The sequence below is a fragment of the Bradyrhizobium ganzhouense genome, assembly GCF_049949285.1.
Classification (GTDB): domain Bacteria; phylum Pseudomonadota; class Alphaproteobacteria; order Rhizobiales; family Xanthobacteraceae; genus Bradyrhizobium; species Bradyrhizobium ganzhouense.
Window position 1 is genome coordinate 3,266,953 of record NZ_CP181318.1, and the last position, 26,041, is coordinate 3,292,993.

The following is a 26,041-nucleotide window of genomic DNA, read 5'->3' on the forward strand; positions in this document are numbered from 1 at the left end:
GTAGGTTAGTGACAGTCAGCTATGCAGCGAGCTGTCGTAGCCCGGATGGAGCGCAGCGCAATCCGGGAAAATCTTTCCGCGAAGCGAGCGCCCCGGATTTCGCTTCGCTCCATCCGGGCTACGAGCTTGGCGACCGTTCTATTTACAGTTCTTGCAGATCGTCAGCTTTCGCTTCAACGCCTCGTCTTCCTGATCGACCAATGATTGCGCGTCGAGGCTATTGGTATCCCGATTGGAGCCCTTTGCCGCGCGTGATCTCACGGGCGGCGTCACCTGACTCGGTGTGTCATTGTCGTCGGTGCCGGCGCTGAAGCCGTCATAGTCGGCGCCAGGAGCTGGGTTCGGCAATTGTGGAGGTCCGCTGGTCGCCGGTGTCGACGACACCCTGTCGGATGTTGACGGCGGATTTTTCGTACCCGCGCGCGGCGGCGATGCCTTGGGCGGGGTCAGCGAAACCGGTGGTGCGGCCGAACTCTGTCCTCTCGCGCTGTGCTGCGACCAGACGCCGACCAAGATGAGGCTGAGAGCCAGGACGGTCGTGCGTCTCATCCGCATCCCTCAAACAGTCTGGGTTCAATGACTGACAGCACGGCGCGTCGTGCCGCGCCTGGAAGAATATCAGGACTAAAATGGTCGTCAAAGGTGACGGAAATGGGGTTCCGTCATTGGGAGCCACCGGGTCCGCGCGAAGCGCGGCCCGACGACAGGCTCCGCGAAGCAATCCAGACTGGTCTCCGCGGAGAGATCCTGGATTGCTTCGCCGCGCTCGCAGTGACGAACTGAGGGAGTTACTTCGTGGCCGCGCTGATCGAGTTGAACTTGTTGCTGAGGAGGGCGCTGCCCGTGTTGGTCACGACGGTGACGATGGCGAGCGCGATGCCGGCGGCGATCAGGCCATACTCGATCGCGGTGGCGCCATTTTCATCGGCAAGAAAAGACCTGAGCAAAGTCATCGCCAACTCCTCTTCGTCCGATCCAATGTAAGCGCGCGGCGTTATCAAACTGGTAAAGTGGTCGACGGGCATTCGCGCGCGTCAAATATGCGTGGCTCGGCCGAACCTGGCCTGCTGTGTCTTAACGTAACAGCCGTTAAACGAAGGTTTCATTATCCAATTCAAATGAATGGAAGCCGGCTCGCCTCAACCCGTGGTGGTGCGTCCCGGCGCACCCTTGCGAGCGCGTCCCAGCACTGTCGCGAGACGACCGACCAGATAGCCCACCACATACGGCTGCACGCCTGCCGCATGGTCGGCGACGGGCTCTTCCTCGGTCGTGTCACTCACGATGCCGATGTAGTTCTTTCTGGCGTCCTGCTGCGGCACGAAGGTGCAAACCCTGGCTCAATCGATGGCTGGACCATGGTGCGCGCAAAGGGAATCGTAGGTTAATTTTGGCTTCCGTAGGAATACTCGGTGCGACACGATGACATGATCGTGCGAAACGTGAGCGCGCCGTTTAACGGATTGTTGAGGCTGTTCGTCAACCGAACGGCAAGCATGCCGGGCTCATTCACGCCGGCCGTCCGCGTTCAACGCCCGCAGCATCCCGACGCGCGCGAACATCAGCCAGCCGCCGCCGGTCTCCGCCGCGTTGATCAGCATCTCGATTGCGGTCTGCCAGCGCGGCTCCTGCTGCTCGGATTCGGGCAGCTGCATGATGAAGTCGGCGGCCTCTTGTAGCGTGCGGAGCCGGCGTCCGCCGCGCAAGTCGATCGGATCGTCGAACGGCGTCGACCAGGGCATGTCAGGCAGCCCGATCGGTGAGGGGAGACGTCACGGCGCGATCGGTAATGCGAATTCGTCAGCCGGCCTTCTTCGTCCGTGTGGTCGCGCGCACCGGCTTGTCGGCCTTCTTCGGTGCAGCTTCCTTGGCTGCAGCGTCCTTGCCGCCCTTGCCGGAGATCGGCAGCAGCATCTCGCGCTGGCCCTCGACGCGCTTCTTCGGCTTCTTGGCCTTGACGGTTTCCTTGACGGTTTCTTTGGCGGTCTCCTTGACCGTCTCCTTGGCGACCTTTGCTGCGGGCGTCGCGTCCTTTTCGCCGGCGAGGCTCTTCTTCAGCGCGTCCATCAGGTTGATGACGTTGCCACCGCTCTTCGGTGTGGACCTGGCTGCGATTGGTGCGCCCGAGCGCTTCTTGTTGATGAGATCGATCAGTGCGGTCTCGTAATGGTCTTCGAACAGCTCGGGCTCGAACGCACCGGACTTCTTCTCGACGATATGCTTGGCGAGGTCGAGCATGTCCTTCGTCAGCTTGACGTCCTGGATGTCGTCGAAATATTCGCTCTCGCTGCGCACCTCGTAGGGGTAGCGCAAGAGCGTGCCCATCAGCCCGCTCTCGAGCGGCTCGAGCGCGATGATGTGCTCGCGATTGGTGAGCACCACGCGGCCGATCGCGACCTTGTCCATGCTGCGGATGGTCTCGCGGATCACCGCGAAGGCGTCGTGGCCGACCTTGCCGTCCGGCACGAGATAATAGGGGCGGATCAGGTAGCGGCTGTCGATGTCGGTCCTCGGCACGAACTCGTCGATCTCGATCGTGTGGGTCGAGTCCAGCGCGATGTCGTCGAGCTCGTCCTTGGTGACCTCGATGTAGGTGTCGGTGTCGACCTTGTAGCCCTTGACGATGTCCTCGGAGGTCACCTCGTCACCGGTCTCGGCATCGACCTTGAGATACTTGATCCGGTGGCCGGTCTTGCGATTGATCTGGTTGAACGAGACCTTCTCGGTATCCGACGTGGCCGGATACAGCGCGACCGGGCAGGTCACGAGCGAGAGGCGCAAAAATCCCTTCCAATTGGCACGGGGGGCCATGGGCTACTCCAAACGCAACGGGGACAGACTTATGAGAATACCATCGGGGAACACCGAATCATACACGGCTCAGCGCGGATTCTTGCAACTGCGTTAACCAGTCGCTGACCGTGCGGTTCGGCCCAATCCGATGGCAAAAGCCGGAACATCAAATCGGATCGGGCGTTGGCTCTGGACAGCGGGCCGTGATGACGTCGCGGTCATCGGAGGCGACATCCTGAGATTGAGGTCACCAATGGCAACCACGCGCGAGGACCATCAGATCGTTGAAACTGCGACCGAGGCACGCCAGGGCGAACCTGGCCCGTCGGTGGCCGCGCTGCTCGCCATCTCGACCGGGCTTGCGATCCTGATTCTCGCCGTCATCTGGTTCGTGTTCTTCCGGACCTGACGGCAGGCTTACAGGAAGGGCGGACCTTCCGACTCAGCCGCTAACGCGGCACATTGCGCCCGCCATGCCACAGGCCTCGTCCGGTGGCCTGGCGGGCGCAGTCGCGTCTGTCTCGAACACATCGTAAATGACAAAAAAGTAACGCGACCGGTTCCCCGCGTTCATACTCAGTTCACGCCGGAATTGCTCATCTCTGGCGTAGTTGATGCAGCCATCTCGGAGAGAAGCGTGCGCCTGCTCGTTGTTGAGGACGACCCCGATCTCAATCGTCAGCTCACCAAGGCGCTGACGGACGCCGGCTATGTCGTCGACCGCGCCTTCGACGGAGAGGAGGGGCATTATCTCGGCGACAACGAGCCGTATGACGCCGTGGTGCTCGATATCGGCCTGCCGAAAAAGGACGGCATCTCGGTGCTGGAGGCCTGGCGCCGCAACGGCCGCACCATGCCGGTGCTGATCCTCACCGCGCGCGACCGCTGGAGCGACAAGGTCCAGGGCTTCGATGCCGGCGCCGACGATTACGTCGCAAAGCCGTTCCATCTGGAGGAGGTGCTGGCGCGGATCCGCGCGCTGCTGCGCCGCTCGACCGGCCATGCCCAGAGCGAACTCAGCTGCGGCCCGGTCACGCTCGATACCCGCACCGGCCGGGTCAGCGTCTCCGGCAATCCCGTCAAGATGACCTCGCACGAATATCGGCTTCTGGCCTACCTGATGCACCATTCTGGCCGCGTCGTGTCGCGCACCGAGCTCGTCGAGCATCTCTACGACCAGGATTTTGATCGCGACTCGAACACGATTGAGGTCTTCGTCGGCCGCATCCGCAAGAAGCTCGACGTCGACATCATCCAGACGGTCCGCGGTCTCGGCTATCTCCTGACCCCGCCGGCCCCCGGCGCCTGAAGGGCTTGACGGGCGGCCCGACACGGGCCTTGGTCCGGTCATGACCGCCGAAGCCATGCCGCCACCTCGCGCCTCCGGGATCATTCCGATGCCCGCCAGCTCGCTTGCCAACCGACTGTTCCTGTCGGCGACCGCCTGGCTCGTGGTGATCCTGGCCATCACCGGCGTGGTGCTGTCGTCGGTCTACAAGAACGCCACCGAGCGTGCCTTCGACCGCCGGCTCAACCTCTATCTCCGCACCCTGATCGCCGAGGTCGCGACCCCCGACGAGCCGCCGGACCGTCAGTTCCAGTCGCTCGGCGAGCCCCTGTTCGAGCTGCCGCTGTCCGGCTGGTACTGGCAGATCACGCGGACCGACACCGAGAAGCCGGAGGTGCGGTCCTCGCGCTCGCTCTGGGACAAGAAGCTGCCGAAGCTGGAGGATCAAGGCACCGAGCTCACCGCGGCCGGCATTCGCCTCGCTTATGTCGATGGGCCGGAAGGGCAGAATTTGCGCATGGTCGAGCGTCCCGTCGATCTCGGCGCCGACGGCAAATACCTGGTCAGCGTCGCCGGCGACTCCACCGAGATTTTCGACGAGACGCGCAGCTTCGATTACTATCTCGGCGGCACCTTCACCGCGCTCGGCATCGTGCTGCTGCTGACGACCGTGTTCCAGGTCCGCTTCGGCCTCGCGCCGCTCAAGCGCATCTCGGAGTCCATCGCCGACATCCGCTCCGGGCGGGCGGAGCGGCTGGAAGGCGAATTCCCGGTCGAGATCGCGCCGCTCGCGCGCGAGACCAACGCGCTGATCGACGCCAATCGCGAGATCGTGGAGCGCGCGCGCACCCACGTCGGCAATCTCGCCCACGCGATCAAGACGCCGCTGTCGGTGATCGTCAACGAGGCCGGAACGCACGCCGCCGACCCGTTCGCGGCCAAGGTGATGGAGCAGGCGGACGTGATGCGCAACCAGCTCGCCCATCATCTTGAGCGCGCCCGTATCGCGGCCCGCGTCTCGATCGTCGGCACGGTGACGGAGGTTGCCCCCGCCATCGAGGCGTTGCGGCGGACCATGGAGAAGATCCACCGCGGCCGCGGCATCGTCGTCGAGGCCAAAGCCGATCCGTCGGCGAAATTCCGGGGCGAGCGGCAGGATCTGGAGGAGATGGTCGGCAATCTTGTCGACAATGCCTGCAAATGGGCGGCCTCGCGCGTCTTCATCGAGGTGTTGGTGGAGGCACCGACCCAGGCGGGCGCAGGCCCGTGGCTGCGGCTCATCGTCGATGACGACGGGTGCGGCCTCTCCGAGGCCGAGCGCGCCCAGGTCTCGCGGCGCGGTAAAAGGCTCGACGAGTCCAAGCCGGGCTCCGGGCTCGGGCTGTCGATCGTGACCGACCTTGCCGCGCTCTATGGCGGCAGCCTCTCGCTCGGCAGCGCGCCGATCGGGGGCCTGCGGGCCGAGCTGGTGCTGCCCGGAATATAATCCTCTGATCTCAAACGATTATTTGGGCTTCCGGGCGAAACCGGAGGTATTCGGAGCGACTTCCTCAACGGCTTCTTAAGGCGCACCCGCCTATGATCGCGCAGGACGCATCCTACGTCCGCCATTTTACCGTGCATTACCCGGGCGCATGAGCCAGACATCGATCGAGCGGCTGAGGGAATATCTCGCGCAGCTCCCGCCGCAGGCGCAGGCGCTGCTGATGCGGGAGTTCGAGCGCGCACTCGAGCGCGGCCAGGACACCGCTGTGGCGACCCTCGTGCTCGAGCAGCTGCGCAAGATCGTGCGCAAGACCGAGGCCGACGAAGTGCCGCCGCCGCGCACAGACGATCTGTCGCGGCTGCTGTTCCAGGTGCTGGAACCGTTCCTGGTCGAGGCCGGGGCCGCGACCCGGGTCGGCCAGATCCGACGCTCCTCGCTGCATCCGATCTGGCAATGGCTCGGCCGCGACGGTGCCCCGGATAAGATCAACGAATTCGAGGCGGCGCTGGCACGCATGCCGGCGTCCGACAGTGCGGGGCAGGTCGAGGCGCTGGCGCTCAAGCTCCACGCGGTGGCTGCGGACGCCATCTTCGAGCTGACGGGGCCCGGCGGCGGCGACAAGTCGCGCGCGCTCGCCCGTGTCGGTCCGCCCAGCGTGATCGAGGATCTCTATTCGATCGGCGCCGTGCTCGCCGTTCGCGAGGCCATGGGTACGCTCAATGAAAAGCTGCCGCGCTTCCTGCGCACATTCGGCGAGCCCCAGATCGCCTCGGTGACCGCAGCTCTCAACATTCCCGTGCTCCAGACCCCGCAGATGCTGCCATTTGCGCTGACAGTGGTGGTCCAGCGCATGACCGCGCCGTGGCAGATTATTCGCCTCGCCATCAAGATCGCCGCGTCCGACGACGAGATCCGCGTCGCGGCGACGCCCTACGGCGTGGCTGTTACGATGGCCCTGCACGATCTGGCCCGCGTTGCCGCCAATTTGCGCATGGACATCAAGCGCGGCCATTTCGAGACCGTCGCCGACAATCTGAAAGCGCTGCATGACGGCGTCCGCGGCCTGCGCACCGAGCTCGACCTGCGCAACGATTCCGCCTGGGGCAAGCGGCTGACCTCGATCCGGGCCGACATCTCCAACGCGCTGCAGTCCGAGATCGACAGCGTTCCCGGCCGCGTCCGCCGCATCCTGCGCCAGCGCCCCGAGAAGGACATTCCGCCGGGCGCGCGGATCGACAGCACCGAAGTCGAGGAAACCGTGGCGCTGATCGATTTCGTCGCAACCTGCCGCAACTACGCCAGCGAACTTGCGATCAACGAGGTGACGCTGCGCACCTATTCCGATCTGCAGCAATATGTCGAGCGGTCGACCGAGCAACTGGTGCAGTCGCTGCGCGCCGCCGATCACAAGGTTCGCACTTACCGGCAGCAGCAGGTGCAGGCCGCGATCCGCTTCTGCCAGGTGCTGTTCGGCGATGATTACGCCTCGCTGATGAGCCGCGCGGCAGAGAATGCGGCGACGGGCGAGCGCAAATCGACCCGCGCAAGCTGATTCAAGCGCATCTTTTCGTGATCACAATTTGTGGTTGACAGCTGTCGGCTGTGGGCCCTACGGTCGCCGTGCAAGCTTCTGGAATTTCTATCTGTGGGCGCATGAAACCCGTTATCAGCTCCATCGAAATTGAAAACCGCATCATTGTTGCCAAATATCAAAGGCTGATGGTCGGCGCGAAGGTGGTGCTGGTCGAGAAGGCAAGCGGTCGGCAACTGCCTGAGACCGTCACCAGGGTTGCATCGCCTGTTCCCGTCGGGGCGTTGCGGATCAGATTGCCTGACGCAATCGAGCCGGGAACATACTTCTTGAGGGCCTTCAACGGGCACGGCGAGGACGCTGCGCAAAGCGCGGACTTCGAGATCGGCTAAGCCGTTGGATTTTCACCGTTTCGGGACTGTGTGCGCTCGCGCCAAATTGACAATTGTCAATTGCCGCATCGTCCGGCCCTGGTGTAAAGCCAGCTACAGGCGCGGCTCGCGCGCTGCCGGAAGCTTGCCAGATGACGCAATGGTTCGTGTTCGCGCTGATGACGGTCGCGGCGATATTCGCCGTGCTCTGGCCGCTCGGCCGTGGCGCGCGTCCTGACAATCAAGGCAGCGAGGTCGCAGTCTACAAGGATCAGCTGGCCGAGATTGAGCGTGATCTCGCGGCAGGACTGATCGCGGCACCTGAAGCCGAGGCGGCGCGCGTCGAGATCAGCCGCAGGCTGCTCGCCGCCGCCGGCAGCGAGTCTGCGCTCGTGCCGACGTCCAGTCTGAAATGGCGCCGCGCGGCCGCCGTGCTGGCGCTGGTCGGCCTGCCTTTGGTGGCGGCCGCGATCTACGTTCCGCTCGGCTCGCCCGCGCTTCGCGATTTCCCGCTGGCGCAGCGGGAGCGGGGGGCGGCGCCCGGCATGACGCAGTCGCTCGAGAACCTCGTGGTGCAGGTCCAGCAGCACCTGGAAAAGAATCCGGCCGACGGCCGCGGCTGGAACGTGCTCGCGCCGGTGCTGGAGCGGCTTGGCCGCTTCGACGAGGCCGTGCGCGCCTATCGCAATTCGATCACCTATAACGGCGAGAGTCCGGAGCGTCGCTCCGATCTCGGCGAGGCGATCACGGCCGCGGCCAGCGGCGTGGTGACGGCGGAAGCCAAGACCGAGTTCGAGCGTGCGCATGCGCTCAACGCCGACGATCCCAAGGCGAACTACTTCCTCGGGCTCGCCGCGGAGCAGGACGGCCGCAAGGATGATGCCGCCAATATCTGGCGCGCGCTGCTGGCGAAGGCACCGGCGGATGCGCCGTGGCGGCCGCTGGTGCAGACCTCGCTCGCGCGGGTCGGCGGTGGCGGCGTGACGATGCCGGCGCTGTCCGACGAGACGATCGCAGCGTCCAAGGAGATGAACGACGGCGATCGCAACGCGATGATCCGCAGCATGGTCGAACGTCTCGCCACGCGCCTCAAGCAGAACGGCGACGATGTCGAAGGTTGGCTGCGTCTGGTGCGCGCCTATCTGGTGATGGGGGATCGCGACAAGGCGCTGGGCGCCTCGACCGACGCACGTCAGGCGGTCGCCAAGGATTCCGAGCGGCTGCGCCAGCTCAATGAAGGCCTCAAGACTCTCGGGCTCGACGGATGACAGTCGCAGCACGGGACGAGCGGAGAACGGATACGCCATGACGCGCAAGCAGCGACGTATGACCATCATCGGCGGCTCGCTCGCCGTGCTCGCGCTCGCAGCGGCCCTGGTGCTCAACGCACTTCGCGACTCCATCGTGTTCTTCTCGACCCCGACCATGGTCGCCGAGAAGCATGTCGCGCCCGGCAAGCGGTTTCGCCTCGGCGGCCTGGTGCAGCCGGGCTCGCTCCAGCGCGGTGACAATCTCGCGGTGACGTTCGAGGTGGCCGACGGCGGTGCCAAGCTGCCCGTCGCCTACAAGGGCATCCTGCCTGATCTGTTCCGTGAAGGGCAGGGCGTCGTCGCCGAAGGCGCGCTCGATGCCAATGGCGTGTTCAAGGCCGACACCGTGCTGGCCAAGCACGACGAGACCTACATGCCCAAGGACGTCGCCGACGCCCTGAAGAAGCAGGGGCACTGGAAGGACGATTACGGTGCAAAGCCTTCGGCGACCACGGCGCAGGGCAATTCGCAGGGAGCGGTGCGGTGATCGCAGAAGCCGGACATTACGCGCTGGTGCTGGCGCTCGCGCTGGCGCTGATCCAGTCCTTCGTGCCCATGATCGGCGCACGCTTGCGCGATCCAGCGCTGATGAACGTGGCGCGCTCCACCGCGCTGGCGCAGCTCCTGTTCGTCGGCGCGTCGTTCATTGCGCTCGTGACGTTGCACGTGAACTCGGATTTCTCCGTCGCCAATGTCTACGAGAATTCCCACTCCATGAAGCCGTTGATCTACAAGATCACCGGCGTGTGGGGAAACCATGAAGGCTCGATGCTGCTGTGGGTGTCGATCCTGGCGCTGTTTGGCGGGCTGGTCGCCGCCTTCGGCAACAATCTGCCGCTGTCGCTGCGCGCGCATGTGCTTAGCGTGCAGGCCTGGATCGCGAGCGCCTTCTATCTCTTCATCCTGATCACCTCGAATCCGTTCCTGCGCATCGTCAATCCGCCGATCGAGGGGCGTGATCTCAATCCGGTGCTGCAGGACATCGGTCTCGCCGTGCATCCGCCGATGCTCTATCTCGGCTATGTCGGCTTCTCGATCTCGTTTTCGTTCGCGACCGCGGCGCTGATCGAGGGGCGGATCGATGCGGCCTGGGCGCGCTGGGTGCGGCCGTGGACGCTGGTCGCCTGGATCTTCCTGACGCTCGGCATCGCGATGGGCTCCTACTGGGCCTATTACGAGCTCGGCTGGGGCGGCTGGTGGTTCTGGGACCCGGTCGAGAACGCCTCGCTGATGCCGTGGCTCGCCGGCACGGCGCTGTTGCACTCGGCGCTGGTGATGGAGAAGCGCAACGCGCTGAAGGTCTGGACCATCCTGCTTTCGATCCTGACCTTCTCGCTGTCGCTGCTCGGCACCTTCCTGGTGCGCTCGGGCGTCATCACCTCCGTGCACGCCTTCGCCAACGATCCGACCCGCGGCGTGTTCATTCTGCTGATCCTCTGCGTGTTCATCGGCGGCAGCCTGTCGCTGTTCGCGGGACGCGCGACTTCGTTGAAACAGGGTGGTCTGTTTGCGCCGATCTCGCGCGAGGGCGCACTGGTGCTGAACAATCTGCTGCTCACCGTGGCCTGTGCGGTCGTGCTGTTCGGAACGCTCTATCCGCTGGCGATGGAAGTGCTCGCCGACTTCAAGATGTCGGTCGGCGCGCCATTCTACAATCTCAGCTTCGTCCCGCTGTTCGTTCTGCTGTTGCTCGCCGTGCCGTTCGGGCCGATGCTGGCGTGGAAACGCGGCGATCTGCTCGGCGTCACCCAGCGCCTGCTCGCGGCCGGTGTCGCCGGGCTCGTCGTGATCGCCCTTGTCTGGGCCTGGACGCGTGGCGGCAGCGCGCTGGCGCCGTTGGCGATCGGGCTTGGGGTCTTCGTCATCGCCGGTGCCCTGACTGACTTGGCCGAACGAACCGGGTTGTTTCGCCTGCCGTTCGCAACGTCGCTGCACCGCGCCCGCGGCCTGCCGCGCTCGGCATGGGGGACCGTGTTCGCGCATGCCGGTCTCGGTGTCGCGCTGATCGGGATCGTCTGCGAGACCACCTGGAACAGCGAATATATCGCGACCATGAAACCGAACGACGTTGCGCAGGTCGCCGGATATGATCTGAAGCTCGACGGCCTGCTCGAACGCCAGGGGCCGAACTACCGCGAGATGGTCGCCCAGTTCAACGTCACCCGGGACGGCGAAGCGCTCAGCGTCATGACGCCGTCGAAGCGCAGCTTTACGACGCGCGGCTCCTCCACCACGGAGGCTGCGCTTCTGACCCGCGGCGCGAGCCAGCTCTACATCTCGCTCGGTGACGTTACCGCCGAGGGCGCGATCGCCGTGCGCATCTATCACAAGCCGTTCGTGCTCTTGATCTGGTGGGGACCGGTACTGATGGCGTTCGGCGGCATGCTGTCGCTGTCCGATCGGCGCTTGCGGGTCGGCGCGCCGAAACCGGCGCGAGCCAAGCAACGCCTGCAACCGGCGGAGTGACGCGATGCGCCGGATGATGGTCGCGTTCGTCGCGCTTGTACTGCTGGCCGCTCCAGCGGCCTACGCCGTGCAGCCTGACGAGATCATGTCTGATCCGGTCAAGGAGGCCCGCGCGCGCGAATTGTCGCGCGAGCTGCGCTGCATGGTCTGCCAGAACCAGTCGATCGACGATTCCGATGCGCCACTCGCGCGCGATCTGCGTCTTCTCGTGCGCGAACGGATCGCGGCCGGCGACAGCAACGCGCAGGTGCTCGACTTCCTGGTCGCCCGTTACGGCGAGTTCGTGCTGCTGAAGCCGCGCTTCGAACGGCAGACCGTGCTGCTCTGGCTGCTCGCGCCGCTGCTGCTCGCCGGTGGCGGCTTGGCGCTGTGGCGGCAGAACCGACGCCGCGCGCGAAGCGGTGCAGACGGACCACCACCACCGCTGACGCCCGACGAAGAGGTGCGGCTCGCCGCATTGATGTCGGACGACGCGACATCGCGTTAGCTGCGATCAAGGGCGGTCGACGTGGTTTTCGGGAACCGTGTCAAGTTCCTGTCAAACCACGATTTTTGAGCTGCGGCTAAACTGCCGCATGCCGGTACGGTCTTTATTACAAAAGTTTAACCCCGCAGCCAGCGCGCGGTAAGGCGGAAGTCCCCATGTTCAGGTTCGTAAGGTGCCGCCATCCGGCACCAAATGGATTTCAAGGCCCTGGAGACCTGCATGACCGACCGTCCCGATCTCACCAACCTTCCGTCCTACCGGCAGCCCCGCCGTTCGGTGTTTTCCGCCCGAAGGATCGCGCTGATGGCCTCGGTCGTCGCCGGCCTCGGCATCGCCGTCCACGGCTTCAGCCCGTCGACGTCGCCCGCCGACCTGTTCTCCAGCCCGGCGCACGCGCAGGTCAACAACGAGGTCAAGAAGGTCGAACGTCCGCTCGGCTTCGCCGACATCGTCGAGCGCGTGAAGCCCTCGGTTATCTCGGTGAAGGTCAACATCAAGGAGAAGGCCGCGAGCAACGACGACGGCGATGATTCCGCCTCGCCGTTCCAGCCGGGCTCTCCGATGGAGCGCTTCTTCCGCCGCTTCGGCGGTCCCGATGGATTCCCTGGCCAGAAGGGCGGCCGTGGCCGCGTCGTGCAGGGGCAGGGCTCCGGCTTCTTCATCTCGGCTGACGGCTTTGCCGTGACCAACAACCACGTGGTCGACGGCGCCGACAAGGTCGAGGTCACCACCGACGACGGCAAGACCTACAGCGCCAAGGTGATCGGCACCGACCAGCGTACGGATCTCGCTTTGATCAAGGTCGAGGGCGGCTCGAATTTCCCGTTCGCCAAGCTCGCCGACAGCAAGCCGCGGATCGGCGACTGGGTGCTCGCGGTCGGCAATCCCTTCGGGCTCGGCGGTACCGTCACCGCGGGCATCGTTTCGGCCAGCGGCCGCGACATCGGCAACGGCCCCTATGACGATTTCATTCAGATCGACGCGCCCGTAAACAAGGGCAATTCCGGCGGTCCGGCCTTCGACACCAACGGCGAGGTGATGGGCGTCAACACCGCGATCTACTCGCCCTCCGGCGGCAGCGTCGGCATCGCGTTCTCGATCCCCGCCAACACCGTCAAGAGCGTGGTCGCCCAGCTCAAGGACAAGGGTTCGGTCAGCCGCGGCTGGATCGGCGTTCAGATCCAGCCTGTCACCTCGGACATCGCCGACAGCCTCGGCATGAAGAAGGCCGAAGGTGCGCTGGTGGCTGAGCCGCAGAAGGATGGTCCGGCGGCCAAGGCCGGCATCGAGTCCGGCGACGTGATCACGTCGGTCAACGGCGAATCCGTGAAGGACGCCCGCGAGCTCGCCCGCACCATCGGCGGAATGGCGCCCGGCGCCTCCGTGAAGCTCAACGTGCTGCACAAGGGCCAGGACAAGGTCGTGAACCTCACCCTTGGCCAGCTGCCGAACACGGTCGAGGCCAAGGCCGACATCGATGGCGACAGCGGCAAGGGCGCGAGCAAGGGCACCGACGTGCCGAAGCTCGGCATGACGGTTGCGCCCGCCAACTCCGTGGCCGGCGCCGGCAAGGACGGCGTCGTGGTCACCGAAGTCGATCCGAAGAGCGCAGCCGCTGAACGCGGCTTCAAGGAGGGCGACGTGATTCTCGAAGTCGGCGGCAAGAGCGTGAGCACCGCTGGCGACGTTCGCGATGCCATCAACACGGCGCGGACCGACAACAAGAACAGCGTCCTGATGCGCGTGAAGAGCGGCGGCCAGTCGCGCTTCGTCGCGGTGCCCATCGCCAAAGGCTAACAAGGGCTAACAAGGCTTAAGCCTCAGGAGGCTTACGAGATGAAGGGTGTCGCCGGCATCAGTCGCCCCCGCCGCCGGCACGCTTCCGGGGAGCAGCGCAACGCCTGCTCCCCACGCCTACCTTCCGGTGGAATTACGCCCCCCTCCGTCGGAAGGCCTAGGGCGGTGAGGTCCCCCCAGCTTCACCGCCCGCCTTTTTGCCTACCCAAGTCCCGTTCGCTTGGCTTGCATGCGATTGCCGCTCGCGCCATGTTCAGAGAAGGTTGACCTCCTTGACCGCCGCCGAACGCACAATGCGCCTCCTCATCATCGAAGACGACCGCGAATCCGCCGACTATCTCGTGAAGGCGTTTCGCGAGGTCGGACACATTGCCGACCACGCCGGTGACGGCGAGGAGGGCCTCGCCATGGCCGAGGACGGCGATTACGACGTGCTGGTGGTCGATCGCATGCTGCCCAAGCGCGACGGGCTGTCGCTGATCGGCTTGCTGCGCGACAAGGGCGATACGACCCCGGTGCTGATTCTCTCTGCGCTCGGGCAGGTCGACGACCGCATCAAGGGTCTGCGTGCCGGCGGCGACGACTATCTGCCAAAGCCCTATTCTTTCGCCGAGCTGCTCGCCCGCGTCGAGGTGCTGTCGCGCCGCCGCGGCGGCCCGGCCGAGGATACGCTCTATCGTGTCGGCGATCTCGAGCTCGACCGGCTCTCCCACCGCGTCGCCCGCGGCAAGGACGAGCTGACGCTGCAGCCGCGCGAATTCCGCCTGCTCGAATATTTGATGAAGCACGCCGGCCAGGTGGTGACGCGCACCATGCTGCTGGAGAATGTCTGGGACTATCATTTCGATCCACAGACCAACGTGATCGACGTGCACATTTCGCGGCTGCGCTCAAAGATCGACAAGGGATTCGAGCGGCCGCTGCTGCACACGATCCGCGGCGCCGGGTACATGATCCGTGACGGCATTCGGTAAACTCGTCCGCACCACGGCATTCCGGCTGACGCTGGTCTACCTGTTCCTGTTTGCGATTTTCGCGGCCTCGCTGCTGGGCTATTTCGCCTGGAACACGCGGCGGCTGATCACCGAAGAGATCACGCAGACGGTCAATGCCGAGACTTCGGAGATCAACGAGATCTACGGACGCCGTGGCCTGTTCGGCCTCGTGCGCACGATCGAATATCGCGCGCTGCGGCCGGGCGCCAACCTCTACCTCGTGACCACGCCGACCGGGCAGGCGGTTGCCGGCAATGTCGGCTCGCTGGCGCCGGGCGTGATGGCAACGCGCGGCTGGTCGGAAACCGCTTATCGGCGGATCGAGGACGCGGATGACCGCGATCATCGCGCGCTCGTGCGGGTCACCGAATTGGAAAACGGCTTCCGGCTTCTGATCGGACGCGACCTCGCCGAGCGGCGGCGCCTGTTCGGCATCGTGGCGAAGGCGGCGCAGTGGTCGGTGCTGATCGTCGTGGTGCTTGGCCTCGGCGGCGGCGTCTTTGTCGCGCGCAGGGTGCTGACGCGCATCGATGCGATGTCCGGCACGGCCCATCGCATCATGATCGGCGATCTCAGCGAGCGCCTGCCCGTCGGGCGCAGCGGCGACGAGCTCGACCGCCTCGCCGAAAACCTCAACGCCATGCTGGAGCGGATCGAGGCGCTGATGGCGGGGTTGAAGGAGGTCTCCGACAACATCGCCCACGATCTCAAGACGCCGCTGACGCGCTTGCGCAACCGCGCCGAGGAGGCGCTGGCGAAATCGGGCTGCGAGGCCGACTACCGCGCGGCGCTGGAGCGGACTATCGAGGAATCCGACGGACTGATCCGCACCTTCAACGCGCTGCTGATGATCGCGCGCGCGGAGTCCGGGCAGGCACGCGGCAACATGGATGATTTCGACGCGGCCGATGTCGCCAACGGCATTCACGAGCTCTACGAGCCGCTGGCCGAAGACGACGGCATGACCTTGAAGGTGAAGACGCAAGCCGCGCCCATCCACGGCAATCGCGAATTGATCAGCCAGGCGGTCGCCAATCTCGTCGAGAACGCGATCAAATATGGCAAGCCGGCCGCGCAGTCGGCGGGAACCGTCGTCAGCATGGACGCCCGTCAGATCACGATCGAGGCGAAGCGCGAGGGCGACCGGGTGCTGCTCAGCGTCACCGACCGCGGCCCCGGAATCCCCGAGGCCGATCGCAAGCACGCCGTCGAGCGATTCGTCCGGCTGGAGGCGAGCCGCACCATGCCGGGCTCCGGCCTCGGCCTCAGCCTCGCGTCTGCCGTCGCCACATTGCATGGCGGCGAATTGCGGCTGGGCGATGCGCAGCCCGGTCTCGTCGCCACGCTGCTGCTGCCGGCGCGCGCGGGGGCCGGCGACAGGGTTGCTCCTTCAATACCGGATGTGCCACAGAAGGTGGCATGAACCACTCCGCGCCGGGAAACGCGGACAAGCATGGTGAGGGCCTGGCCGCGCGCTTCGCGGAGGCTCCCCATATTGCCGCTTCCACAACCGACGAACGACGTTTTGAAGGCTGGCTGGCCGAGCTTGAGCCGGCACAGTCGGCGCGTCTGGAGGCCTTGCTGGTCCATCCTTTTGCCCGGACTATTCTCACCGGGATCGCGGAATTCTCGCCTTATTTGTTCGATCTGGTGCGCGCCGATCCGCTGCGCCTGATCCGGCTGCTCGAATGCGAACCGGATGCGCATCTCGCTGCGCTGATCGCGGAGGCGAGGGGCGCGGTGCTCGCCGCCCCCGACGAATCCGAGGTGATGCGGCTGCTTCGCCGGATGAAGGCGGAGGCGGCGCTCCTGATCGCGTTGTGCGACATCGGCGGAGTCTGGCCGGTGATGCGGGTGACAGCCGCGCTGACCGATCTTGCGGTGTCCTCGGTGCAGGCGGCGCTGCAGTACCTGCTGCGACAGGAAGCCGCACGCGGAAAGCTCGTGCCGCCTGATCCCGAGGCGCCGGAGATCGGCTGCGGCCTGATCGTGCTCGCCATGGGCAAGATGGGCGCCGGCGAGCTGAACTATTCCAGCGACATCGATCTCATCGTGTTCTTCGATCCTGATGCCACGACGCTTGCGCCCGACATCGAGCCGCAACCATTCTTCGTCCGGGTGACGCAAGCCATGGCGCGCATTCTCCAGCAGCGCACCTATGACGGCTACGTCTTCCGCGTCGACCTGCGGCTCCGGCCTGACCCGTCGTCTACGCAAGTGGCGATCTCGCGAGATGCCGCGCTGAACTATTACGAGCGGGAAGGGCGCACCTGGGAGCGCGCCGCGATGATCAAGGCGCGTGCCTGCGCCGGTGATTCCAACGCGGGTGCGGCGCTGCTGGCCGAAATCGCGCCCTTCGTCTGGCGCAAGCATCTTGACTTCGCAGCACTTGCCGATGTGCACGACATGAAGCGGCAAATGCAGACCTATCGCGGCCAGAGCGAGATCGCGGTCGAAGGCCACAACGTCAAGGTCGGCCGTGGCGGCATCCGCGAGATCGAATTCTTCGCCCAGACCCAGCAGCTGATCGCCGGCGGCCGGCATCCGGAATTGCGGGTGCGGCCGACGCTCGCCGCGCTCAACATCCTCGCGTCCAGCAACTGGATCACCTCCGCCGCGCGTGACGAGCTGACCACGGCCTACGAATTTCTGCGCCGGGTCGAGCATCGTCTCCAGATGATCGCCGACGAGCAGACCCATGCGCTGCCGGAAGACAAGGAGGCGGTCGAACGCCTTGCCTGGTTCTTCGGCTATGACAGCCGCGAGGCCTTCGCGCGCGACCTGCTGCGACAGCTCGAGATCGTGCAAGCCCACTACGAAAAGCTGTTCGAGGGCGATGACCCGACCGGCACGGCAAGCCTGCCCGCGATCGACTATCGCGCAGGTCCCGACGACCCGCGCTTGCTCCAGCACCTGACGACGCTCGGATTCAAGAAGCCCGCCGCCGTGGCGCAGACCGTCTGTGACTGGCTCACCGGCGACTACCGCGTCTTCCGCAACGAGCAGACGCGAAACGCCTTCGTCGAATTCGTGCCGGCCCTGATCGACGGCCTCGCGCGTGCCGAGGAGCCCGACCGCGCCGTCGTGGCGTTCGACCAATTCCTTCAGGCGCTCCAGCGCGGCGGCCGGCTGATCACGCTGCTCGGCCAGAACCGCGATCTCGTGGCGCTCGTCGCGCTCGTGCTCGGTGCGGCGCCCCGGCTTGGCGAGATGCTGGCGCGGCAGCCGCAACTGATGGACGGCCTGATCGATCCGCGCTTCTTCGGCGCCATGCCGGACAAGCGGGAATTGTCGGCGCGGCTTGCGACCACGGTGCAGGATGCGGGCTCGTACGAGGAGTTTTTGGACCGCCTGCGCCTGTTCGGGCAGGAGAGTCTGTTCCTGATCGGCACGCGCATCCTCTCGGGCACCGTCTCGGCGCAACAGGCGAGCACGGCCTTTGCCGACGTCGCCGAGGGCATCGTCCACACCGTGCACGGCCTCGTCGCCGATCGCTTTGCCGCCCAGCATGGGCGGATCAAGGGGCAGGAGACCGCCATCATCGCGATGGGCCGGCTCGGCAGCCGCGAGATGACGGCGTCCTCGGATCTCGATCTGATCCTGCTCTATGATTTCGACAGCGACAATCCGGACTCCGACGGCCAGAAATCACTCCAGGGCGCGCATTACTTTGCCCGCTTCACCCAGCGCCTGATCAGCGCCTTCACGACCCGCACCAATTACGGCGTGCTCTACGAGATCGACATGCGGCTGCGTCCTTCGGGACGCGCCGGTCCGGTCGCATCGAGCCTCGTCTCCTTCGCGGACTATCAGGCCAACGAGGCCTGGACCTGGGAGCATATGGCGTTGACGCGCGCGCGCGTGGTCTCGGCATCGCCCGAATTCACCGCGCGGATCGAGAGCATCATCCGCGAGGTCCTGACCCGCCGCCGCGACCCCTCGGTCACCGCCAACGACGTCGCCGATATGCGCCGCGCAATCGCGCAGGAGAAGGGCGAGACCGACTATTGGGACCTGAAATATGCCTCCGGCGGCATGGTCGATATCGACTTCATCGCGCAATATCTCCAGCTCGTGCATGCCCATGATAAGCCGGATATTCTCGATGTCAGCACGGTGCAGGTGTTGGACAATGCCGCCAAGCTCGGCGTGCTCCCGCACTCGGAGGCGGAGATCCTGCGCGCTGCGGCGCGGCTCTATCATGATCTGACGCAGATCCTGCGGCTCTGCGTCAGCGACGGCTTCAAACCGGAAACGGCGGGCACCGACCTTCAGCGTGTGATGGCGCGCGCCGGCGATGCGCCGGATTTCTCGTCGCTGGAGGCGCGCGTGAAGGAGACGCAGGGCGAAGTGCGACGCGTCTTCAGTGCGCTTCTGGAAGGGAAGTCGTCTGCTTGAGCGAGGTGAGGGCTTCGAGCACGTTCGGCTCGAGGCCTGCGCCGCCGGCGTCGAGATGCGCGAAGATCGCGCGCTTCATCCGGGGATCCCAGAACTTCTTGATGTGGTCGGCGATCCCCGGCACGGCCTTGTCGTGGCCCTGGCTGCGGAAGAACGTGCCGATCTGGTTGGCCATGTAGACGAGGCGGTCAGGCGACGACATCGATGATCTCCGGAGCACGATGAGCCGTGACGCGGCCCTGGTGCGTGAACACTTCAAACCCGTCGCTGCGGGCAATTGCGATCAGCGTAATGCCGGCGGCTTCCGCGGTGCGGACCGCGAGCGCGGTGGGGGCGGAGACCGCGACCATCACCGGCGCGCCGATGGCGGCCGTCTTCTGCACCATCTCCACCGAAACGCGACTCGTCAGCAGAACCATGCCGGCGCTGGCGTCCGTCCGGTTGCGTGCCAGCGAGCCTGCGAGCTTGTCCAGCGCGTTGTGCCGGCCGACGTCCTCGCGCAGGGCCACGATGCCGTTCGAGGGCGACCAGAAGGCCGCCGCGTGGACCGCGCGGGTCTGGATGTTGATCGCTTGCAGGGGAGCGATGGTCTGCATCGCCGCCATGATCTGCTCGGGCGCGAAGGTCTGGCCCAGCGGCACGATGGCCGCGGGCCGTATGGCTTCTGCAATGGAGTCGATGCCGCAGATGCCGCAGCCGGTTGGGCCGGCGATGTGACGGCGGCGCTCGCTGATGCGCGCGGCGTTGTCCTGCTCGAGCCACATGCGCAGCTCGATGCCGTCGTCGAGGCGGACCATTTCGAGCGACTTGATGTCGTCGACCGATTTGATGATGCCTTCGTCCAGGCTGAAGCCGACGGCAAAATCCTCGAGGTTCTGCGGCGTCCCCATCATGACGGCATAGGTGCCGCCATTGTAGGTCAGCGCCAGCGGCGTCTCCTCGGGGATCAGCCGCGTCCCTTCGGACGCGACACCGTCGCGCCAGATCTCGCGGTCGATGGCCTGGACCGGCATGTGCATGTGGCTACTCCGCGGCCTCGGCCGGCGCGATGCGGCGGGAGTGCCGCGCCTGCTCGTCGTAGCTCTTCTGCCAGTCGGACGGGCCGTTCGACGGCGAGATCTGCACCGCCGTGACCTTGTATTCCGGGCAGTTGGTCGCCCAGTCCGAATAGTCGGTCGTGATCACGTTGGCCTGCGTGTCCGGGTGGTGGAACGTGGTGTAGACGACGCCGGGCGCGACGCGGTCGGTGAGCTCCGCGCGCAGCGTGGTCTCGCCGGCGCGGCTCTGCAACCGCACCCAGTCGCCGTCGCGCACGCCGCGCTGCTCGGCATCGTGCGGATGGATCTCGAGCCGATCCTCGGCGTGCCAGACCACGTTCTCGGTGCGCCGTGTCTGCGCACCGACATTGTACTGGCTGAGGATGCGGCCGGTGGTGAGCAGCAGCGGGAAGCGGGGGCCGGTGCGTTCGTCGGTCGCGACATACTCGGTGACGACGAACTTGCCCTTGCCGCGGACGAAGCCGTCGATATGCATCACCGGCGTGCCCTCCGGCGCCTTCTCGTTGCAGGGCCACTGCACCGAGCCGAGCTCGTCGAGCTTGGCGTAGGAAACGCCGGAGAAGGTCGGCGTCAGCGCCGCGATCTCGTCCATGATCTCGGACGGATGGCTGTAGCTCATCTCGAAGCCCATCGCCTTGGCGAGCGCGATGGTGACCTCCCAGTCGGCCATGCCATTCTTCGGCGACATCACCTTGCGCACGCGCTGGATGCGGCGTTCGGCATTGGTGAAGGTGCCGTCCTTCTCGAGGAAGCTCGAGCCGGGCAGGAAGACGTGGGCGTAGTTCGCGGTCTCGTTGAGGAAGAGGTCGTGGACGATGACGCATTCCATCGCCGACAGCGCCGCCACCACATGCTTTGTGTTGGGATCGGATTGCAGGATGTCCTCGCCCTGCACATAGAGCCCCATGAACGTGCCTTCGATGGCGGCATCGAACATGTTGGGAATGCGCAGGCCCGGCTCCGGGTTGAGCTTGACGTTCCAGAGCGCCTCGAACTGGTCGCGCACGGCATCGCCCGAGATGTGACGGTAGCCGGGCAACTCGTGCGGGAACGAGCCCATGTCGCAAGAGCCCTGCACGTTGTTCTGGCCGCGCAGCGGGTTCACCCCGACGCCGGGACGGCCGATATTGCCAGTCGCCATTGCGAGGTTGGCGATCGCGATCACCGTGGTCGAACCCTGGCTGTGCTCGGTGACGCCGAGTCCGTAATAGATCGCGCCATTGCCGCCGGTGGCGTAGATGCGGGCCGCTTCGCGCAAGGTCTTCGGATCGACGCCGGTGAGGATGGCAGTTGCTTCCGGGCTGTGCTTGGGCTGGGCGACGAAGGCAGCCCATTCCTCGAACTCGGTCCAGTCGCAGCGCTCGCGCACGAAGGTCTCGTTGACGAGACCTTCGGTGACGATGACATGCGCCAGCGCCGTCACGACGGCGACGTTGGTGCCGGGCATCAGCGGCAGATGCAGCGCCTTCACATGCGGCGACTCCACCATCTCGGTGCGGCGCGGATCGATCACGATCAGCTTGGCGCCCTGGCGCAGCCGCTTCTTCAGGCGGGAGGCGAAGACGGGGTGCGCCGAGGCCGGGTTGGCGCCGATGATCATGGCGACGTCGGTACTCTCGACCGAGTCGAAATCCTGCGTGCCGGCGGAGGTGCCGAAGGTGACCGAAAGACCATAGCCGGTCGGGGAGTGGCAGACGCGGGCGCAGGTGTCGACATTGTTGTTGCCGAAGCCGGCGCGGATCAGCTTCTGCACCAGGTAGGTTTCTTCATTGGTGCAGCGGGACGAGGTGATGCCGCCGATGGCGTCACGGCCGTATTTCTTCTGAATGCCGCGCATCTTGGCCGCGGCAAAGGAGAACGCTTCATCCCAGGACACTTCGCGCCAGGGATCCTCGATCCGCTCGCGGATCATCGGATTGAGGATGCGCTCCTTGTGATTGGTATAGCCCCAGGCGAAGCGACCCTTGACGCAGGAATGGCCGCGATTGGCCTTGCCGTCCTTATACGGCACCATGCGTACGACTTCCTCGCCGCGCATCTCGGCCTTGAAGGTGCAGCCGACGCCGCAATAGGCGCAGGTGGTGACGACGGAATGCTCGGGCTGGCCGATCTCGATCACCGACTTTTCCGTGAGCGTCGCAGTCGGGCAGGCCTGCACGCAGGCGCCGCAGGAGACGCATTCGGAGCCGAGGAAGCTCTCGCTCATGCCGGGCGAGACGCGGCTGTCGAAGCCGCGGCCGGAGACGGTCAGCGCAAACGTGCCTTGCACTTCCTCGCAGGCGCGGACGCAGCGCGAGCAGACGATGCACTTGGAGGGATCGTAGGTGAAATAGGGGTTGGACTCGTCCTTCGGCATCCAGGCGGCGTTGATTTCGCCGTTGGACTTGCCAGGTGTCTTGGCGAAGACGTGGTTCTCGCCCTCATAGCCGTAGCGCACCTCGCGCAGGCCCACGGCGCCGGCCATGTCCTGCAATTCGCAATCGCCATTGGCGCCGCAGGTGAGGCAGTCCAGCGGATGGTCGGAGATATAGAGCTCCATCACGCCCTTGCGCAGCTTCTTCAGCCGCTCGCTCTGGGTGTGGACGACGAGGCCGTTCATGACAGGCGTGGTGCAGGAGGCCGGCGTGCCGGCGCGGCCTTCGATCTCGACGACGCAGAGCCGGCAGGAGCCGAAGGCATCGACCATGTCGGTCGCGCAGAGTTTGGGGATCTGGTGGCCTGCATCCATCGCGGCCCGCATGATCGAGGTTCCCTCGGGCACCGTGACCTGGTTGCCGTCGATGATCAGCGTCACCATCGCTTCCGATTTGGAGCGCGGCGTGCCGTAGTCGATTTCTTCGATCAGAGACATTGTCGTTCTCCTATTCCGCGGCCTGAAGCGTGGTCGGGATGGGAGCGAAATCCTCCCGGAAGTGCTTCAATGCGCTGAGCACGGGGTACGGCGTGAAGCCGCCGAGTGCGCAGAGCGAGCCGAATTTCATGGTGCTGCAGAGGTCTTCGACAAGCGCGAGGTTTTCGCTGACGCGCTCGCCGCGGATGATCTTCTCGATGGTCTCGACGCCGCGGGTCGAGCCGATTCGGCAGGGCGTGCATTTGCCGCAGGATTCTACTGCGCAGAATTCCATGGCAAAACGAGCCTGCTTGCGCATGTCGACGCTGTCGTCGAACACGACGATGCCGCCATGGCCGATCAGGCCGTCGCGTGCGGCGAACGCTTCATAGTCGAACGGGGTGTCGAACAGCGCGCGAGGGAAATAGGCGCCAAGCGGGCCGCCGACCTGCACGGCGCGAACCGGGCGGCCGGTGAACGTGCCGCCGCCGATGTCGTCGACAAGCTCGCCGAGCGTGACGCCGAACGCCGTTTCGAACAGCCCACCCTGGCGGATGTTGCCGGCAAGCTGGATCGGCATCGTGCCGCGCGAACGGCCCATGCCGAAATCCGCATAGGCCTTGGCGCCTTCGGCGAGGATGAAGGGAGTGGCCGCGAACGACAGCACGTTGTTGATAACGGTGGGCTTGCCGAACAGGCCGTGATGGGCCGGTAGCGGCGGCTTGGCGCGCACCAGGCCACGGCGGCCTTCGAGGCTCTCAAGCAGCGAAGTCTCCTCACCGCAGACGTAAGCGCCGGCGCCGACGCGCACGTCCATGTCGAAGCTATAGGTCGAGCCGCCGATCTTGTCGCCGAGATAGCCGCCGCGCCGCGCTGCTGATATCGCGGCATTCATTGCCGCGACCGCGTGCGGATATTCACTGCGGATGTAGATGTAGCCCTTGGTGGCGCCGACGGTGATGCCGGCCGTCGTCATGCCCTCGATGACGAGGAAGGGATCGCCTTCCATGATCATGCGGTCGGCGAAGGTGCCGCTGTCGCCTTCGTCGGCATTGCAGACGATGAATTTGCGGTCAGCCTTGGCTTGCGCGACCGTCTTCCACTTGATGCCGGTCGGGAAGCCGGCGCCGCCGCGGCCGCGCAGGCCGGAGGCGGTGACCTCAGTGAGGATCGCGTCCGAGCCGAGCGAGAGCGCGCGCTCCAGCCCCTTGTAGCCGCCATGGGCGCGATAATCCTCGAGCGAGCGCGGATCGATCACGCCGCAACGGGCGAAGGTGAGGCGGGTCTGGCGCTTGAGCCAGGGAATTTCGTCTGCGACGCCGAGCCGCAGCGCGTGCGGCCCGTTGTTCGCCATGGACTCGAGCACGGAGGCGACGTCCTCGGCGCTCACCGGGCCGTAAGCGACGCGGCCCTCAGGGGTCGCCACCTCGACCATCGGCTCCAGCCAATGCAGTCCGCGCGAGCCGGTCCTGACGATCTCGATCGGCAGGCCGCGCTTCTCTGCGATCTGCTCGAATGTTGCGACAACCTCATCGGCGCCGACGGCGATGGCCGTCGCATCGCGCGGGACGAAAATTTTCATTGTCATCGTTGCGCCTCCGCAACCAGCGCATCGAGGCGCTTCTCGTCGAGACGGCCGACGAGGCGGCCGTCGAGCATCGCCGACGGCGCGGTCGAGCACAGCCCGAGGCAGTAGATCGGCTCCAGCGTGACGCGATCATCCGCAGTGGTGTTGCCGAGCGAGACGCCGAGCTTCGCTTCAGCGCGCGCGGCCAGCGCATCGCCACCGGCAGCCTGGCAGGCCTCGGCGCGGCACAGCTTCAGCACGTGGCGGCCGGCCGGCTTGTGGCGGAAATCATGGTAGAAGGTGAACACGCCGTGGACTTCTGCGCGCGACAGATTCAGCGCCTGCGCCACCATGGGAATGGCCGGCTCGGGCACATAGCCGAACGCCTCCTGGAGCGCATGCAGAATGACCAGCGTCGCGCCCTCTTGCTTGGCGTGTTCGGCGATGATCTCGGCGCCGCGCGTCTCGTCCCAAGGCTCGTAAGAAGGCTCGTAGCAAGGCTCAAAAACCGCTGTCATTCTTCGTTCTCAAATTGAGCGTCCCTTCCTCGCAAACTATTTGGAATCATTCGAAGATCAATAAAGCTGTCTCATGCTGCGATTGCGAATTCAGATCGATTTGAAAGTGCAATCGGTCGATACGAGGCGCTAATGAAACTTGTATCGACTGCCGGTTTTTGCGTGTTGGTGCAGGCTCGGCGTGATAACTTGTATGCCACGACAGCGACCCAGGGGATGGACGGTTGATCGACAAGCTTGAACTGCTGCTGGCGCTGGCCAAGGAACGGCATTTCGGACGCGCGGCGGAGGCTTGCGGCGTGACCCAGCCGACCATGTCGACCGGGCTCAAGCAGCTCGAGGAGATCCTTGGCGTGATGCTGGTCCAGCGCGGGTCGCGTTTCCAGGGATTTACCCCCGAAGGCGAGCGGGCGCTGGACTGGGCGCGGCGGATCGTGGGCGATGCCCGCGCGATGCGCCAGGAGATCAACTCGCTGAAGGACAAGCTGTCCGGCGAGATCCGTATTGCGGCGATCCCGACCGTGCTCGGCATGGTCGCGGCGCTGACGACGCCGTTCCGAGCGCGGCATCCCGAGGTGCGCTTCAGCATCCGCTCGACGACCTCGTCGGAGGTGCTGGGGCTGCTCGAAAATCTCGAGGTCGATGCGGGGCTGACCTATATCGAGAACGAGCCGATCGGGAAGGTGCGCACCATTCCGCTCTACAACGAGAGCTATCGCTTGCTCACCGCGCCCGATGGGATGTTCGGAGACCGCGAGACGGTGACCTGGAGCGAGGTCGGGCAGGTGCCGCTGTGCCTGCTGACACCGGACATGCAGAACCGCCGCATCATCGACCGCGCGCTGCGCTCGGTCGGCGCGGAGGCGACGCCGACATTGACCTCGAACTCGCTGCTGGTGCTGTTCACCCACGTCAAGACGGGACGCTGGGCGAGCGTGATGCCGGCCAAGCTCGCCGAGACGCTCGGCCTCTCCGACAAGGTTCGCTCGATCCCGATCACCGATCCCGAGGTCAATTACAGCATTGGTCTGGTGATCCCGCAGCGCGATCCAATGACGCCGATGATCGCCGCGCTGGTCAATGTCGCGCGCGAAGTGGCGCCGACGCTGCAAGCGTAAGACCTATAGCGTTTTCGAGCGAAGTGGA

At 65.4% G+C, this 26,041-nt stretch carries 24 protein-coding genes; 14 read left to right on the top strand and 10 right to left on the bottom strand.

Annotation, left to right across the window (positions count from 1 at the left end):
- Window positions 1–138: 138 nt before the first annotated feature.
- The 5 genes from ACLFLU_RS14885 to ACLFLU_RS14905 all read right to left on the bottom strand — a co-directional run bounded on the left by ACLFLU_RS14885 (window position 139) and on the right by ACLFLU_RS14905 (window position 2,811).
- Window positions 139–549, bottom strand: a complete 411-nt coding sequence (locus ACLFLU_RS14885) for a hypothetical protein (RefSeq protein ID WP_426412922.1) — start codon at window positions 547–549, stop codon at window positions 139–141.
- 239 nt (window positions 550–788) lie between these two features.
- A complete protein-coding gene (locus ACLFLU_RS14890) occupies window positions 789–953 on the bottom strand; it encodes a Flp family type IVb pilin (protein WP_426413996.1) in 165 nt (54 codons plus the stop codon).
- 186 nt (window positions 954–1,139) lie between these two features.
- Complete coding sequence (locus tag ACLFLU_RS14895; RefSeq protein WP_426412923.1) at window positions 1,140–1,283, bottom strand: hypothetical protein; 144 nt, start codon at window positions 1,281–1,283, stop codon at window positions 1,140–1,142.
- A gap of 222 nt (window positions 1,284–1,505) precedes the next feature.
- A complete protein-coding gene (locus tag ACLFLU_RS14900; protein ID WP_426412924.1) occupies window positions 1,506–1,742 on the bottom strand; it encodes a hypothetical protein in 237 nt (78 codons plus the stop codon).
- Window positions 1,743–1,800: 58 nt separating this feature from the next.
- Window positions 1,801–2,811 (bottom strand): Ku protein, encoded by a 1,011-nt coding sequence (locus ACLFLU_RS14905; RefSeq protein ID WP_426412925.1) that lies wholly within the window; start codon window positions 2,809–2,811, stop codon window positions 1,801–1,803.
- 235 nt (window positions 2,812–3,046) lie between these two features.
- Here ACLFLU_RS14905 and ACLFLU_RS14910 point away from each other — a divergent pair, with 235 nt between their 5' ends.
- The 13 genes from ACLFLU_RS14910 to ACLFLU_RS14970 all read left to right on the top strand — a co-directional run bounded on the left by ACLFLU_RS14910 (window position 3,047) and on the right by ACLFLU_RS14970 (window position 18,922).
- A complete protein-coding gene (locus ACLFLU_RS14910) occupies window positions 3,047–3,202 on the top strand; it encodes a hypothetical protein (RefSeq protein ID WP_194463199.1) in 156 nt (51 codons plus the stop codon).
- Between the two features lie 228 nt (window positions 3,203–3,430).
- Entirely contained in the window at window positions 3,431–4,102 is a 672-nt protein-coding gene (locus ACLFLU_RS14915) for a response regulator transcription factor (RefSeq protein WP_027531116.1), read from the top strand.
- 88 nt (window positions 4,103–4,190) lie between these two features.
- Window positions 4,191–5,567: an ATP-binding protein gene (locus tag ACLFLU_RS14920; protein ID WP_426412926.1), complete on the top strand. Its 1,377-nt coding sequence runs from the start codon at window positions 4,191–4,193 to the stop codon at window positions 5,565–5,567.
- A gap of 148 nt (window positions 5,568–5,715) precedes the next feature.
- Window positions 5,716–7,119, top strand: coding sequence for a hypothetical protein (locus ACLFLU_RS14925; protein WP_426412927.1), 1,404 nt, complete (start codon window positions 5,716–5,718; stop codon window positions 7,117–7,119).
- 101 nt (window positions 7,120–7,220) lie between these two features.
- The gene (locus ACLFLU_RS14930) at window positions 7,221–7,490 is read left to right on the top strand and encodes a hypothetical protein (protein ID WP_426412928.1); all 270 of its coding nucleotides are present in this window, start codon (window positions 7,221–7,223) and stop codon (window positions 7,488–7,490) included.
- A gap of 131 nt (window positions 7,491–7,621) precedes the next feature.
- Window positions 7,622–8,737 carry a c-type cytochrome biogenesis protein CcmI gene (ccmI, locus tag ACLFLU_RS14935; RefSeq protein ID WP_426412929.1) on the top strand — a complete coding sequence of 372 codons (1,116 nt, stop codon included), beginning with the start codon at window positions 7,622–7,624 and terminating at the stop codon, window positions 8,735–8,737.
- Between the two features lie 37 nt (window positions 8,738–8,774).
- The gene (gene ccmE, locus ACLFLU_RS14940; RefSeq protein WP_426412930.1) at window positions 8,775–9,266 is read left to right on the top strand and encodes a cytochrome c maturation protein CcmE; all 492 of its coding nucleotides are present in this window, start codon (window positions 8,775–8,777) and stop codon (window positions 9,264–9,266) included.
- Window positions 9,263–11,245, top strand: a complete 1,983-nt coding sequence (locus ACLFLU_RS14945; protein ID WP_426412931.1) for a heme lyase CcmF/NrfE family subunit — start codon at window positions 9,263–9,265, stop codon at window positions 11,243–11,245. Before ccmE ends, ACLFLU_RS14945 begins: the two co-directional genes overlap by 4 nt.
- A gap of 4 nt (window positions 11,246–11,249) precedes the next feature.
- Window positions 11,250–11,732: a cytochrome c-type biogenesis protein gene (locus ACLFLU_RS14950; protein WP_426412932.1), complete on the top strand. Its 483-nt coding sequence runs from the start codon at window positions 11,250–11,252 to the stop codon at window positions 11,730–11,732.
- 219 nt (window positions 11,733–11,951) lie between these two features.
- Complete coding sequence (locus ACLFLU_RS14955; protein WP_426412933.1) at window positions 11,952–13,529, top strand: Do family serine endopeptidase; 1,578 nt, start codon at window positions 11,952–11,954, stop codon at window positions 13,527–13,529.
- A gap of 293 nt (window positions 13,530–13,822) precedes the next feature.
- Window positions 13,823–14,503, top strand: a complete 681-nt coding sequence (locus tag ACLFLU_RS14960; protein ID WP_426412934.1) for a winged helix-turn-helix domain-containing protein — start codon at window positions 13,823–13,825, stop codon at window positions 14,501–14,503.
- A complete protein-coding gene (locus tag ACLFLU_RS14965) occupies window positions 14,487–15,947 on the top strand; it encodes an ATP-binding protein (RefSeq protein ID WP_426412935.1) in 1,461 nt (486 codons plus the stop codon). Before ACLFLU_RS14960 ends, ACLFLU_RS14965 begins: the two co-directional genes overlap by 17 nt.
- The gene (locus tag ACLFLU_RS14970) at window positions 15,944–18,922 is read left to right on the top strand and encodes a bifunctional [glutamine synthetase] adenylyltransferase/[glutamine synthetase]-adenylyl-L-tyrosine phosphorylase (protein ID WP_426412936.1); all 2,979 of its coding nucleotides are present in this window, start codon (window positions 15,944–15,946) and stop codon (window positions 18,920–18,922) included. Before ACLFLU_RS14965 ends, ACLFLU_RS14970 begins: the two co-directional genes overlap by 4 nt.
- Here the strand turns inward: ACLFLU_RS14970 and ACLFLU_RS14975 are convergent.
- The 5 genes from ACLFLU_RS14975 to ACLFLU_RS14995 are packed head-to-tail and all read right to left on the bottom strand — an operon-like array spanning window position 18,888 to window position 24,895.
- Window positions 18,888–19,124, bottom strand: coding sequence for a formate dehydrogenase subunit delta (locus ACLFLU_RS14975; protein ID WP_426412937.1), 237 nt, complete (start codon window positions 19,122–19,124; stop codon window positions 18,888–18,890). The genes ACLFLU_RS14970 and ACLFLU_RS14975 overlap by 35 nt on opposite strands.
- On the bottom strand, window positions 19,111–19,941 hold the full coding sequence (gene fdhD, locus ACLFLU_RS14980; protein WP_426412938.1) for a formate dehydrogenase accessory sulfurtransferase FdhD: 831 nt from the start codon (window positions 19,939–19,941) through the stop codon (window positions 19,111–19,113). Before fdhD ends, ACLFLU_RS14975 begins: the two co-directional genes overlap by 14 nt.
- A 4-nt stretch (window positions 19,942–19,945) precedes the next feature.
- Window positions 19,946–22,831 (bottom strand): formate dehydrogenase subunit alpha, encoded by a 2,886-nt coding sequence (fdhF, locus tag ACLFLU_RS14985; RefSeq protein ID WP_426412939.1) that lies wholly within the window; start codon window positions 22,829–22,831, stop codon window positions 19,946–19,948.
- 10 nt (window positions 22,832–22,841) lie between these two features.
- Window positions 22,842–24,398 (bottom strand): formate dehydrogenase beta subunit, encoded by a 1,557-nt coding sequence (locus tag ACLFLU_RS14990; RefSeq protein WP_426412940.1) that lies wholly within the window; start codon window positions 24,396–24,398, stop codon window positions 22,842–22,844.
- Entirely contained in the window at window positions 24,395–24,895 is a 501-nt protein-coding gene (locus ACLFLU_RS14995; protein ID WP_426412941.1) for a formate dehydrogenase subunit gamma, read from the bottom strand. The genes ACLFLU_RS14990 and ACLFLU_RS14995 overlap by 4 nt, the downstream gene beginning before the upstream one ends.
- A 224-nt stretch (window positions 24,896–25,119) precedes the next feature.
- On the opposite strand from ACLFLU_RS14995, the gene ACLFLU_RS15000 reads away from it, so the two are divergent.
- Window positions 25,120–26,013, top strand: a complete 894-nt coding sequence (locus ACLFLU_RS15000) for a LysR family transcriptional regulator (RefSeq protein ID WP_426412942.1) — start codon at window positions 25,120–25,122, stop codon at window positions 26,011–26,013.
- Window positions 26,014–26,041: the final 28 nt, after the last annotated feature.